At 64.4% G+C, this 13,333-nt stretch carries 11 protein-coding genes; 3 read left to right on the forward strand and 8 right to left on the reverse strand.

Annotation, left to right across the window (positions count from 1 at the left end):
- Positions 1 to 5 precede the first annotated feature (5 nt).
- The 6 genes from glcE to AC3WOB_RS07600 all read right to left on the reverse strand — a co-directional run bounded on the left by glcE (position 6) and on the right by AC3WOB_RS07600 (position 7,806).
- Positions 6 to 1,106, reverse strand: a complete 1,101-nt coding sequence (gene glcE / locus AC3WOB_RS07575) for a glycolate oxidase subunit GlcE (protein WP_492274679.1) — start codon at positions 1,104 to 1,106, stop codon at positions 6 to 8.
- 11 nt (positions 1,107 to 1,117) lie between these two features.
- Positions 1,118 to 2,617 carry an FAD-linked oxidase C-terminal domain-containing protein gene (locus tag AC3WOB_RS07580; protein WP_207466228.1) on the reverse strand — a complete coding sequence of 500 codons (1,500 nt, stop codon included), beginning with the start codon at positions 2,615 to 2,617 and terminating at the stop codon, positions 1,118 to 1,120.
- A 203-nt stretch (positions 2,618 to 2,820) separates the two neighbouring features.
- Positions 2,821 to 4,230, reverse strand: coding sequence for an FAD-binding oxidoreductase (locus AC3WOB_RS07585; RefSeq protein ID WP_492274680.1), 1,410 nt, complete (start codon positions 4,228 to 4,230; stop codon positions 2,821 to 2,823).
- A 102-nt stretch (positions 4,231 to 4,332) separates the two neighbouring features.
- Positions 4,333 to 5,406 (reverse strand): 3-deoxy-7-phosphoheptulonate synthase AroG, encoded by a 1,074-nt coding sequence (gene aroG, locus AC3WOB_RS07590; RefSeq protein ID WP_013392575.1) that lies wholly within the window; start codon positions 5,404 to 5,406, stop codon positions 4,333 to 4,335.
- A gap of 253 nt (positions 5,407 to 5,659) precedes the next feature.
- Complete coding sequence (tldD, locus tag AC3WOB_RS07595; protein ID WP_013392574.1) at positions 5,660 to 7,120, reverse strand: metalloprotease TldD; 1,461 nt, start codon at positions 7,118 to 7,120, stop codon at positions 5,660 to 5,662.
- 488 nt (positions 7,121 to 7,608) lie between these two features.
- Entirely contained in the window at positions 7,609 to 7,806 is a 198-nt protein-coding gene (locus AC3WOB_RS07600; protein WP_492274681.1) for a hypothetical protein, read from the reverse strand.
- A 162-nt stretch (positions 7,807 to 7,968) separates the two neighbouring features.
- Between AC3WOB_RS07600 and AC3WOB_RS07605 the strand changes: the two genes are divergently transcribed.
- Positions 7,969 to 8,352, forward strand: coding sequence for an H-NS histone family protein (locus AC3WOB_RS07605; RefSeq protein ID WP_013392573.1), 384 nt, complete (start codon positions 7,969 to 7,971; stop codon positions 8,350 to 8,352).
- Between the two features lie 88 nt (positions 8,353 to 8,440).
- On the opposite strand, the gene AC3WOB_RS07610 is transcribed toward AC3WOB_RS07605, so the two are convergent.
- Complete coding sequence (locus AC3WOB_RS07610; RefSeq protein WP_013392572.1) at positions 8,441 to 9,085, reverse strand: DUF4136 domain-containing protein; 645 nt, start codon at positions 9,083 to 9,085, stop codon at positions 8,441 to 8,443.
- 149 nt (positions 9,086 to 9,234) lie between these two features.
- Between AC3WOB_RS07610 and pepN the strand changes: the two genes are divergently transcribed.
- Together pepN and AC3WOB_RS07620 are read left to right on the forward strand one after the other, a co-directional pair.
- Positions 9,235 to 11,940, forward strand: a complete 2,706-nt coding sequence (pepN, locus tag AC3WOB_RS07615; RefSeq protein WP_492274682.1) for an aminopeptidase N — start codon at positions 9,235 to 9,237, stop codon at positions 11,938 to 11,940.
- A gap of 9 nt (positions 11,941 to 11,949) precedes the next feature.
- Positions 11,950 to 12,972, forward strand: coding sequence for a class 1 fructose-bisphosphatase (locus tag AC3WOB_RS07620; protein WP_492274683.1), 1,023 nt, complete (start codon positions 11,950 to 11,952; stop codon positions 12,970 to 12,972).
- Positions 12,973 to 13,058: 86 nt separating this feature from the next.
- Here the strand turns inward: AC3WOB_RS07620 and AC3WOB_RS07625 are convergent, their stop codons facing one another.
- The gene (locus tag AC3WOB_RS07625; protein ID WP_013392569.1) at positions 13,059 to 13,280 is read right to left on the reverse strand and encodes a YgdI/YgdR family lipoprotein; all 222 of its coding nucleotides are present in this window, start codon (positions 13,278 to 13,280) and stop codon (positions 13,059 to 13,061) included.
- Positions 13,281 to 13,333: the final 53 nt, after the last annotated feature.

The raw sequence follows: 13,333 nt of genomic DNA on the forward strand, positions 1-13,333 counted from the left end.
ATGCCCTATAGATCCAGGACCAGACGGCCGGGGTTGAACAGGCCGGCCGGATCGAGCTCTTGTTTGAGGCGGCGCGTGATCGCAGCGATCCCGGGCGCCAGCGGATGGAATACGCCGTCGGCCGGCGCCCTGCCTGGCCCGGCGCGGAATAACGTGGCGTGGCCGCCCAGCCGCTCGGCGGTCTCGCGCAACGCGGCGGCATCATGCTCGCCCGACAGCCAGCGCTGGCCTCCGCCCCACTCCAGCAAGGCAGGTCCCAACCCGAGGGCGGCAGCAGTGGGCGGCAGCGCCAGGCGCCACAAGGGCCGGCCCGGCGCAAAAAAGGCGTGGGTCTGCTCGCGCAAAGACCGCCACCAGGCTTGCGCCGCTTCAGGCGCCAGCGGCGCGCCGCCTATCAGTTGACGGGCGCTGGCGATCGCGGGCGGCGCGCCCGACAGTCGCACGGCCATCTGGCCGTCCCCGTCGTCGCCGCTCCAGCTGGTGGCGGAGATCGGCAAGGGCTTGCCGCGCCACAGGGCGAAGCTGGCCAAGGCCTGCGCCTCTGTGGCGGGCAGCGTCAGGGTGACCTCTTCCATCGGCCGCGGCACGACCTTCAAGGACACTTCGAGTATGGCGCCGAAGATGCCGTGCGAACCGGCCAGCAGGCGCGACACGTCATAACCCGCCACGTTCTTCATGACCTCGCCGCCGAACGAGAGGATGCGGCCTTCCGAATCCAGCAGCTGCGCGCCCAGGACGAAATCCTTGAGCGCGCCCGCGCTCATGCGGCGCGGGCCCGACAGCCCCGCCGCCACGCATCCGCCCACTGTGGCGGAGGTCGAGAAATGCGGCGGTTCGAAGGCCAGCATCTGCCCATGCTCGGCCAGCGCGGCTTCGAGTTCCGCGAGCGGCGTACCCGCGCGCACCGTCACCACGAGCTCCGAGGGGTGGTAGCTGACGATGCCGCGATAGGGCGTCATGTCCAGCAGGCAGTGGCCATCCTGCGGCGTCACCGGACGGTAGTTGCCATAGAACGCCTTGCTGCCGCCGCCCATCACAAACAGGGGTTTGTGACCGGCACGGGCCGTCATGACCTGGTCGCACAATTCCGACAGGACGAAATCCATAAGGACAGGTCCTAGAAACGGGCGAGATCGGGGAAGCGCAGCTCTCCCGCATGGACATGCATCTTGCCGTATTCGGCGCAGCGGGCCAGCGTGGGGATGACTTTTTCAGGATTGAGCAGGCAGGGCGGATCGAAGGCCCGCTTTACCGCCAGGAACGCGTCGAGTTCTTCGCGAGAGAATTGCACGCACATTTGATTTATCTTCTCCATACCCACCCCGTGCTCTCCGGTCACGGTCCCTCCTACCTGCACGCACAGTTCAAGAATGGCGGCGCCGAATTTCTCGGCGCGCTCCACCTCGTCCGGCTTGTTCGAATCGAACAGGATCAACGGATGCAGGTTGCCGTCGCCCGCGTGAAAGACGTTGGCGCAACGCAGGCTGAACTCGTCTTCCATCTGTTCGATGGCGCCCAGCACGCGCGCCAGATGGCGGCGCGGTATCGTGCCGTCCATGCAATAGTAATCAGGCGATACCCGCCCGGCAGCCGGGAAGGCGTTCTTGCGGCCGGCCCAGAATTTCAGGCGCTCGGCCTCCGAGGACGAGACCTGGCAGCGCGTGGCGCCCGCCTCGCGGAACACGGCCTCCATGCGCGCGATCTCGTGCTCGACCTCTTCGGGCGTGCCGTCCGACTCGCACAGCAGAATGGCTTGTGCGTCCATGTCGTAGCCCGCGCGCACAAAGGGTTCGACCATGTGGGTCGCGCGGCGGTCCATCATCTCCAGGCCCGCCGGTATCATGCCGGCCGCGATCACCTGCGTGACCGCATTGCCCGCCGCTTCCACGCTGGAAAAGCTGGCCATGACCACCTGCGCGCAGGCCGGCTTGGGGATCAGCTTGACCGTCACTTCGGTGACCACGCCCAGCATGCCTTCCGAACCGATGAAGACGGACAGCAGGTCCAGGCCGGGCGCATCGGGCGCTTCGGAACCCAGTTCGACCACATCGCCATCGATCGTCACGACCCGCACCCGCAGCACGTTGTGCACGGTCAACCCGTACTTCAGACAATGCACGCCGCCGGAGTTCTCCGCCACGTTGCCGCCGATGGAACAGGCGATCTGGCTGGAGGGATCGGGCGCGTAATACAGCCCATACGGCGAAGCCGCCTCGGAGATCGCCAGGTTGCGCACGCCGGGCTGCACGATGGCCGTGGCGCTGGCCAGGTCGATGTGCTTGATGCGATTGAATTTCGACAAGCCGAGCAACACGCCGCGGCTGTGCGGCATGGCGCCTCCGGACAAGCCGGTGCCAGCGCCACGCGCAACCACGGGCGCATTCAGGCGTTTGCAGATGCGCATGACGGCCTGCACCTGCTCTTCCGTTTCAGGCAAGGCAACCACCGCAGGCAGCGCGCGATATAGAGAGAGGCCGTCGCACTCGTAAGGGCGCGTATCCTCTTCGCGGAACAACACGCAGTGCGCGGGCAAGGCGGCCGACAACGCCTCGATGAGCTGCTGCAAGGAATAAGGCGCCTGCACTTGTGCCAGGCCGGTTTCGACCAATGAATTCATGAGCGCAACAATAGCGCGAGCACCCGTCACTAGCAGACCGGGATTTACCCGCATCCGTGCACCTATGGCACACCAGATAAGTAACCAGCCGTAATCGCATGCCGCACACGGCCGGCGCCCGCCTCGCTCGACCGTTCCGCCGGCAAAAAAAAGCCGACGGCATGCCGTCGGCTTAGGATGTCGGCGGCGCTGCCGCAGCAGGCTTACCAGGACACGATCTTGCCGGGATTGAGAATATTGTTGGGATCAAATGCGTGCTTCAAACTGCGCATCAGATCCAGGGCATCCTCGCCATGCTCTTCGGCCATGAACTGCATCTTGTGCAGGCCCACGCCGTGCTCGCCCGTGCAGGTGCCGTCGGCGGCAATCGCGCGGCGCACCAGGTTGTGGTTGATGGTTTCGGATTCTTCCCATTCCTTGGCGTTGTCCGCATCGAGCAGCATCAGCACATGGAAGTTGCCGTCGCCGACGTGGCCGACGATCGTGTAGGGGAAGCTGGCGCGGTCGAGTTCCTCGACCGTGTCGCGCACGCAATCAGCCAGGCGCGAGATCGGCACGCAGACGTCGGTGGTGCTGGCGCGGCAGCCGGGGCGCAGTTGCAGGCCGGCGAAGTAGGCGTTGTGGCGCGCGGTCCACAGCCGGCTGCGGTCCTCGGGGCGCTCGGCCCATTCGAAGTCCATGCCGCCATGGTCCGCCGTGATCGCCTGCACGGTTTCGGCCTGTTCCTGCACGCCAGCCGGGCTGCCGTGGAATTCGAACACCAGCAGCGGCGTCTCGCGCAGGGTCAACTTGCTGTGCAGGTTCACCGAGCGCACGCTGGCCGCGTCCATGAATTCGACGCGGGCGACCGGCACGCCCATCTGGATGATTTCGATCACGCTCTGCACGGCCGAATCCAGCGTGGGGAAATTGCAGACCGCGGCCGACACGGCTTCAGGCTGCGGGTACAGGCGCACCGTCACTTCGGTGATGATGCCCAGCGTGCCTTCGCTGCCCACGAAGATTCGTGTCAAGTCGTAGCCGGCCGAGGACTTGCGGGCGCGACCGGCGGTGCGGACGATGCGCCCGTCCGCCGTGACCACGGTCAGCGACATGACGTTCTCGCGCATGGTGCCGTAGCGCACGGCGTTGGTGCCGGAAGCGCGCGTGGCCGCCATGCCGCCCAGGCTGGCGTCGGCGCCCGGATCGATCGGAAAGAACAAGCCGGTGTCGCGGATTTCTTCGTTGAGCTGCTTGCGCAGCACGCCGGCCTGCACGGTGGCCGTCAGGTCCTCGGCGTTGACCGCCAGCACCTTGTTCATCTGCGACAGGTCCAGGCTGATGCCGCCCTGGATCGCCAGGATGTGGCCTTCGAGCGAAGACCCTGCGCCGTAGGGAATCAGGGGCACGCGATGCTGATTGCACAGCTTGGCGATCTCGGCCACTTCCTCGGTCGTGTGCGCGAAAACCACCGCGTCCGGCGGCATGGCCGGATAGGGAGATTCATCGCGGCCGTGGTGGTCGCGCATGGCGGAGGATTCGGACAAGCGATCGCCAAAGCGGGCGCGCAAGGCATCCAGACAGGCGGCCGGCACCGGACGGCGCAACGATTCGGCGTGCAAGGGAGCGTTCATGGTCAGCGTGATCTCGGGTTCGTTAACCTGATTATTCTACGCCGCCGCGCACGCCGCGCCGCAAACCGCCAAGCGCTGGCGATCGGCGGCGCTGCCAGGGGCTTACTTGCCGGAAGTCAGGGCGACCCGGCGGCGTTCGCGCACGGCGTGCGCCAGGCGCTCGAGCACCGCGACCGAGGCGTCCCAGTCGATGCAGCCGTCGGTGATGCTCTGGCCGTAGACCAGCGGCGTGCCCGGCACCATGTCCTGGCGGCCGCCCAGCAGATGGCTTTCGACCATGACGCCCACCAGGCGGCTGTCGCCCGCTTCCATCTGGCGCGCCACGTCCTCGATGACCAGCGGCTGGTTCTCGGGCTTCTTGCTGCTGTTGGCGTGGCTGGCGTCGATCATGATGCGCTGTGCCAGGCCGGCCTTGGACATGTCCTGGCAGGCCGCATCGATGCTGGCCGCATCGTAGTTCGGCGTCTTGCCGCCGCGCAGGATGACGTGGCAGTCCTCGTTGCCGGCCGTCGACACGATGGCGGAATGGCCGCCCTTGGTCACCGACAGGAAATGGTGCGGCTGCGACGCCGCCTTGATCGCGTCCACCGCGATCTTCACATTGCCGTCGGTGCCATTCTTGAACCCCACCGGACACGACAGTCCCGAAGCCAGTTCGCGATGCACCTGGCTTTCCGTCGTCCGAGCCCCGATCGCCCCCCAGGAGACCAGATCCGCGATGTATTGCGGCGTAATCATGTCCAGGAACTCGCAACCCGCCGGCAGTCCCAGGCTATTGATGTCCAGCAGCAATTCGCGGGCGACGCGCACGCCCTTGTTGATGTCGAAGCTGCCATCCAGATCCGGATCGTTGATCAGGCCCTTCCAGCCCACCGTGGTGCGCGGCTTCTCGAAGTACACGCGCATCACGATTTCCAGGTCGGCGCTCAGCCGGTCGCGCACGGGCTTCAGACGCTTCGCATATTCGATGGCCGCGCGGGTGTCATGGATGGAGCAAGGACCGATCACGACGATCATCCGGTCATCCATGCCGTGCAGGATGCGGTGCATTCCCTGACGGGCGGCGAACACGGTATCGGACGCCTCCTTGGTGCAGGCGAACTCGCGCATGACGTGCGCGGGCGGGTTCAGCTCTTTGATTTCTCGAATGCGAAGGTCGTCGGTATTGTGTGACACGGTACTGCTCCTGGGTTGCCCGCCACGGGGATGTTCCCGAGGTGGTTTCCTCAACTGGCGGCGCAAAAAAAGCCGCCAGTTCGCTGGCGGCTTTTTTGGGGGGATTCTTTCCAAACTTCAGATTGAGCGCGTCCCTTCCTCCGCCAGCGGCTTCAGAAAACCATAAAAATAAAAATAAAAGGCGGGGGACGCGAATTTCATGGGGATTGACTCTAGCACAAATTTTTCGGGCCGTCACCCGTGTTTTTTCGGATCAGGCCGTGCCGCCGACCGTCAGGCCTTCCATGCGGACCGTGGGCATGCCCACGCCCACAGGTACGCTCTGCCCATCCTTGCCGCAGGTGCCCACGCCCGAATCCAGCTGCAGGTCATTGCCGATCATGGTGACGCGGTTCATGGCGTCCGGACCGTTGCCGATCAGGGTGGCGCCCTTGACCGGGTAGGTCACCTTGCCGTTTTCAATCATGTAGGCCTCGGACGCGGAGAACACGAACTTGCCGTTGGTGATGTCGACCTGGCCGCCGCCGAAGTTGACCGCGTACAGTCCGCGCTTGACGGACGACACGATTTCCTCGGCCGGCTTGTCGCCCGCCAGCATGTAGGTATTGGTCATGCGCGGCATGGGCAAGTGCGCAAACGATTCGCGGCGGCCATTGCCGGTGGCCGCGGTCTTCATGAGGCGCGCGTTCAGGGTGTCCTGCATGTAGCCGCGCAGGATGCCGTCTTCAATCAGCACGTTGCGCTGGGTGGCGTTGCCTTCATCGTCGATATTGAGCGAACCGCGGCGATCCGGGATCGTGCCGTCGTCCACCACGGTGACACCCTTGGAGGCCACGCGCTCGCCGATGCGGCCGGAAAACACGCTGGAGCCCTTGCGGTTGAAATCGCCTTCCAGCCCGTGACCGACAGCCTCGTGCAGCAGGATGCCGGGCCAGCCGGAGCCCAGCACGACGGTCATCTCGCCAGCCGGCGCCGGGCGCGCTTCCAGGTTCACCATGGCTTCATGTACCGCGCGCTCGACATAGCCTTGCAGCATTTCGTCCGTGAAATAGGCCAGGCCCAGGCGGCCGCCGCCCCCGGCGTGGCCCATCTCGCGACGGCCGTTGCGTTCGGCGATGACAGTCAGCGACAGACGCACCAGCGGACGCACATCGGCGGCCAGGCGGCCGTCGCTGCCGGCCACCAGCACCACGTCGTACTCGGCGCCCAGGCCCGCCATGACCTGGATCACGTGCGGATCGCGCGCGCGCGCCATGCGCTCCACGCGCTCCAGTAGTGCGACTTTTTCCGGGGCGCTCAGCGTGGCCACCGGATCGATATCGGCGTACAGGCTGCGGCCGATCTCGGCTTCCACCTGCGCCGCCACCTTCACTTTGCCGGCGCCACGGCGCGCAATGCCGCGCACGGCGTGGGCCGACGACAGCAAGGCTTCGGGCGACAGCGAATCCGAATAGGCGAAGGCGGTTTTCTCGCCGCTCACGGCGCGCACCCCGACGCCCTGGCTGATCGAAAAACTGCCCGTCTTGACGATGCCCTCTTCCAGGCTCCAGCCCTCGCTGCGCGTGTACTGGAAGTACAGGTCGGCGTAGTCGACCTTGTGCGTGAAGATCTCACCCAGCGCGCGCGCCATATCCGCCTCGGTCAGCCCCCAAGGGTCGAGCAGCAGGGATTTGGCGGTGGCGAGGGAAGCAATGGCGGGATCGATGATTTTCATGGGGCTCTGTACAGGAGGCGGCGGCGCGCTGGCGCGCGCTCGCGGTGATACTCGAGATCATATCGTAACGCCGGCGCGGCCCCGCCGTCGCGGGGACGCTCCGGCGCAGAGGATTCAGCGAGCGGCACGCGGGCGGCACGCGGGCGGCACGCGGGCGGCACGCGGGCGGCGAAAAATACCACGGGCATTATCTATGGGACATGGGATGGGGCCGGAATATTACATATCAAGCTGGACAGGCTGGCTCAAACGCAGGCCCAAACAATGTTCGATACGCCCCTCTTTCCCTGTTCCGGAAGACATGGGCGGCTCGTCGGCATATAGACCCCACGATATCTCGAACGCACACGCCAAACTCGTCATACAACCTGACATGAAAATGAAATGCGCCAAGGGAACGCCCCGGCGCCCAATACGGGATCACATCAGACGGGACCGCATAAATATCGGACTACAGGACAATTCATTCGTTCCCTTGCATACCGTCATCAGACCTCCACCAGCGCCGGGCAGGCAGCTTGCACGATCGATGGCGGCAGCCCGGAAGCCGCGTATTTGCACGCTCTGCGAGACAAACCGCGCAGGCGCAAGGGTTCAACGGCCCATTTGTCCGCCTCGTGAACCAATATCCCTATTGTTTCAAGTTGTCCCAAATTTAAGAATATCCTTCCCAGCACTTGGCTCATTGCAGGCATTCCCAGACCGAAAAACGGTATCGGGCTCTTTTGATACAAAGTAATTGCTTCGAAAACCGGGAAGTCAAGCCGCAACTTCTGTATTATGCGAAGCACAACAATTACACATAACTTCGCCGGCGATTACAGCAGTTCCATAATCAGGAATAAACCATGGCCCGAGAATCCTACGCAGCACTGCAAGCAAAGATCGAAAAGGAAATCAACAAGCTACAAAAGAAGGCTGAAGTCCTGCAAACCAAGCGCCGCAAGCCGGTGATCACGCAGATCATCACGTCGATGCGCGAGTACGAAATCACGCCTGAAGAGATCATTGCAGCCTATGGCGCCGGCAAGCCCGCCCGCGCCGCCACAGGCGGCCGCCGCAAGGCCGGCGCCGCTGCCCGTCCCGCCAACGCCGCCAAACGCGCCGTTGCGCCCAAGTACCGCCATCCTCAAACAGGGGAAACGTGGAGCGGCCGTGGCAAGGCTCCCCGCTGGCTCGCCGCGGAAGAAGCCGCAGGCGCGACCCGCGACAGTTTTCTTATCAAAGAATAAGAACCTATTCGCCAGTAATAAAAAAATCGGCGCACCAAAATGGTGCGCCGATTTTATTTAAAGGCTGGTCCGCAAAGACCGCCGGAATTTATTGCACCGGGAAACGGATTTCGCGCTCAGCGCCATTATTCCCGGGAAAATTATCAAATATTGCGCGCACCAGGTACGGCATGGTCCGCAGGAAATCGTCGCGCTCGCTCAATATGAAAGCGCTGGAACGGTACACCTCCGCGCCGCCCCGCTGCGTGTCATAGATATGCAGGGTGAGGGTATTGCGCTGCACCGCCATCGGCACATCCACCCAGTCCGGCCCCCAATAGCCATAGCCGGCGCCCCAGGGCCGCGGGCCGTAGAAGCCGCCGTAGCCATAGCCGTAGCCGCCGTAGAAGTACGGGTCGTATGGACGCTGCACCATTATCTGGGTCTGCGAGGTGCCGTAATTGAACGACACGTCGAAACGGCCTTTGGCTCCAGGCCTGGCTTCGACCAGGCCGGTTGCGCCTATGCCGGCACGCACCATGTCCTGATAGGACTGATATTCGAGATTGTTGTTTTGCGAGGCGTCGGCGGCGATGAATTGGTATGTCTGCCCCTCTACGCCCGCGGGCCATTGCTGAAAGGAAGTCACCCGCGCGGAAACCGTCGGCGCCGCGCAACCCGTCAGGGCGAGCGCCCCCGCAACAGCCATCAGGCCCGCCCAGCGGCGTGCATTGAACATGGACAACCTCGACATTTTGCAACCCCTCCGGCGCGCGACGGCGCCATGATACTGACTTTGACTCGAACCGCTACAAAAAGTTTACGGTAAGCCAAAAGGCCCAGGCCGGCGCGCCATGCCCAACCACTACAATAGAGGCCTCGTTCATACAGGACTGCAATCCCATGCGCACAGACACGCCCGTAACCGTATATCGCAAGGATTACCAGCCCTACCCCTACGACATTCCCGAAGTCGCCCTCGCCTTCGATCTCGCGCCGGACGCGACCGAAGTGCGCTGCACGCTGCAAGTGCAGCGCAAGGCCGGGGCCAGCGCCGACGCCGCCCTGGTCCTGGACGGAGTAGACCTGGAACTCGTCTCGGTAGGCGTGAATGGCGCGGCCCTGCCCGCCGACAGCTACCGCCTGTCCGAACACAGTTTGGCCCTATACGGCCTGCCGCCGAGCGCCACGGTGGAAATCGTCAGCCGCTGCAAGCCTTCGGCCAATTCCACGCTGATGGGCCTGTACGTCTCGGGCGGAAACTTCTTCACCCAGTGCGAAGCCGAGGGCTTTCGCCGCATCACCTGGTTCGCGGACCGGCCTGACGTCATGTCGCGCTACCGCGTAACCTTGCGCGCGCAGCCGGAGTACCCGGTGCTGCTGTCCAACGGCAACCTGCTGGCCACGCGCCAATTACCCGACGGCCGCAACGAAGTCGAATGGGAAGACCCCTTCCCCAAGCCCTGCTACCTGTTCGCATTGGTGGCCGGCAAGCTCACGCACCGCGAAACCACCGTGAAGACCGCCAGCGGCCGCGACGTGCTGCTGCAGGTCTATAGCGACCCGGGCTCGGAGTCCAAGACCGAATGGGCGCTGGATTCGCTGGTGCGCGCGCTGCGCTGGGACGAAAGCCGCTTCGGCCTGGAGCTGGACCTGGATCGCTTCATGATCGTGGCCGTCCATGACTTCAACATGGGCGCGATGGAAAACAAGGGCTTGAACATTTTCAACGCCGCCTACGTGCTGGCGGATGCGGACACCGCTACGGACGCCAACTACGAAGGCATCGAGTCCGTCATCGGACACGAGTACTTCCACAACTGGACCGGCAACCGCGTCACCTGCCGCGACTGGTTCCAGTTGAGCCTGAAGGAAGGCCTGACCGTCTTCCGCGACCAGGAGTTCAGCGCCGACATGATGGCCCACGGCATGGATGCCGCCGAAGCCGCAAGCGCCCGCGCGGTCAAGCGAATCGACGACGTGGTCGCGCTGCGGGCCGCCCAGTTCCCGGAAGATGCGGGTCCCATGGCTCACCCCATCCGGCCGGAAAGCTACCAGGAAATCGGCAATTTCTACACCGCCACCGTGTACGAGAAAGGCGCCGAGGTCATCCGCATGCAGCACACCCTGCTGGGCGAGGAAGGCTTTCGCGCCGGCATGGACGAGTACTTCCGTCGCCATGACGGCCAGGCCGTGACCTGCGACGACTTCGTCGCCGCCATGGAATCCGTCTACGTGCGCCAACATCCGGACCGCGACCTGTCCGTGTTCCGCCGCTGGTACCGCCAGGCCGGCACGCCGCGCGTGACCGTCAAGCTCGAGCACGACGCCGCCGCGCGCCGCTGCACCGTGACGCTCACTCAGGAATGCCCGCCGGTCGGCGTGGAAAGAAAGGCCGGCGCCGACTACGTCAAGGCCCCCTTCCATATCCCCTTCGCCATCGGCCTGCTGGATCCGAGCGGCCGCCCCCTGCCGCTGCGCCAGGGCGACGAGGTCGAGGAAACCGCGTTGCTGGAACTGACGCAGCAAAGCCAGCAATGGGTATTCGACGATATCGCCGAGCGCCCCGTGCCGTCGCTGCTGCGCGACTTCTCGGCGCCCGTCATCGTCGATTACAGCTGGACCAACGAAGAGCTGGCGCTGCTGTCGGCGCATGACAGCAATCCCTTCGCGCGCTGGGAGGCCGGCCAGGAATTCGCCACTCGCCAGATCCTGGCGCTGGCCGAGGCCCAACAGGCCGGCAAAACGCTGCATGCCGATTCCGCCTTCATCGACACCTGGCGCGCGCTGCTGACCGATCCTGAGATCGATGCCGCCTACCGTGCCCGCGCCTTGGCGCTGCCGTCGGAAAAGACCCTGGCCGAGCGCATGCAGCAGGTGGATCCGCCTGCCCTCGCGGTCGCGCGCGACTTCCTGCGTGCCGAACTGGGACGCCAGCTGGCCGCCGAATTCCGCCAGGCTTTCGACGACAACCAGACTCCGGGCGAATACAGCCCGGCGCCGGTTCCGGCGGGCAAGCGCGCGTTGAAGAACCTGGCGCTCAGCCACCTGATGGCGGCGGGCGAACTCGACGCCCAGCGCCTGGCCGAGCAGCAGTACGGCAAGGCGGACAACATGACCGACAGCATGGCCGCGCTGTCCGCCCTGATCAATTTCGGCCAGGGAGAGTTCCCGCAAGAGGCGCTTGCCGCCTTCTACGACAAGTGGCGCGACAATGCCCTGGTGGTGGACAAGTGGTTCGCCCTGCAGGCCGCGGCACGCTCAACCACGGTGCAGACCGCGCGCGAACTGATGCGGCACCCCGCGTTCACCTTGCGCAATCCGAACCGCGCTCGCTCGCTGATCTTCCAGTTCTGCCTGAACAACGCGCGCGGCATGCATCATCCCGACGGCACGGGCTACGCCTTCTGGGCCGAGCACGTGCTGGCGCTGGACGCGCTCAATCCCGAAATCGCTGCCCGTCTGGCGCGCGCGCTGGACAACTGGTCGCGCTTCGTGCCCGCCCTGCGCACGCCCATGCAGGCAGCCCTGCAGCAGGTGCGCGCGCACGAAGGCCTTTCGCGCAACGTGCAGGAAATCGTATCCAAGGCTTTAGAATTCGCAGCATAGGAGGTTCCTTTGAAACGCAAAACACTGACCCAATACCTGGTGGAGCAACAGCGCTCCGCCCAAGCCCTCGCGCCGGAAGTGCGGCTGCTCATCGAAGTGGTCGCGCGCGCCTGCAAGGCCATCAGCCATGCGGTGAGCAAAGGGGCGCTCGGCGGCGTCCTCGGCAGCCTGGAAAGCGAGAACGTCCAGGGCGAAGTGCAGAAGAAGCTGGACGTGCTGTCCAACGAGATCCTGCTGGAAGCCAATGAATGGGGCGGCCACCTGGCGGCCATGGCCTCCGAAGAGATGGAAACCATCCATCTGATTCCGAACCGCTATCCCAAGGGCGAATACCTGCTGCTGTTCGATCCCCTGGATGGCTCCTCGAACATCGACGTCAACGTCTCCATCGGCACCATCTTCTCGGTGCTGCATGCGCCGCACAACGTATCGGGCGCGCCCGTGTGCGAACAGGACTTCCTGCAGCCGGGCGACAAGCAGGTCGTGGCCGGCTATGCCGTCTACGGTCCGCAAACCATGCTGGTGCTGACCATCGGCAATGGCGTGGTGGGCTTCACGCTGGATCGCGAAATGGGCTCGTGGGTGCTGACGCACGAGAACATCCGCGTGCCGGAAGACACCAAGGAGTTCGCCATCAACATGTCGAACATGCGCCACTGGGCCGCCCCGGTCAAGCGCTACGTCGACGACTGCCTGGCCGGCGCCACCGGTCCGTTGGGCAAGGACTACAACATGCGCTGGATCGCCTCCATGGTGGCGGACGTGCATCGCATCCTGACCCGCGGCGGCATCTTCATGTACCCCTGGGATGCCCGTGAGCCCGGCAAGGCCGGCAAGCTGCGTCTGATGTACGAAGCCAACCCCATGAGCTTCCTGGTCGAACAGGCCGGCGGCGCCGCGATCAACGGCGAGCAGCGCATCATGGCGATCCAGCCCGACAAGCTGCACCAGCGCGTCAGCGTGATCCTGGGCTCGAAGAACGAAGTCGACCGCGTCGGCCGCTACCACGCCGAAGAGGCTGCCAAGCAGTAATTCCGCAGGCGCTCCGCGCCCATGAAAAAAGCCCCGGCGCCTTGTGCGGCCGGGGCTTTGTCTTTGAAGGATGGCCGGAACGGCGGTCACTTCACCTGTTCAATGGACTTCACGTCGTCCTTGTTGATCTGGACCTTCTTGCCGTCCTTGTCATATTCGTACATGCCCGAATCCTTGTCGTATTTGGGCGTATCGGGCGTCACGGTCGAGCTGCCGTCCCGCTGCTGAATGACCGACGGAGACGAGCATCCGGCCAGTACCCCGAATCCGGTCACGGCCAGGGCAAGCGTCATGGTCTTCAGTTTCATGGGCGTGTTCTCCGAAAGTGAATCGTGGATTTACTGTATCGGACACTGCCCCC

The organism is Achromobacter sp. FW305-C-30-7, assembly GCF_058783105.1.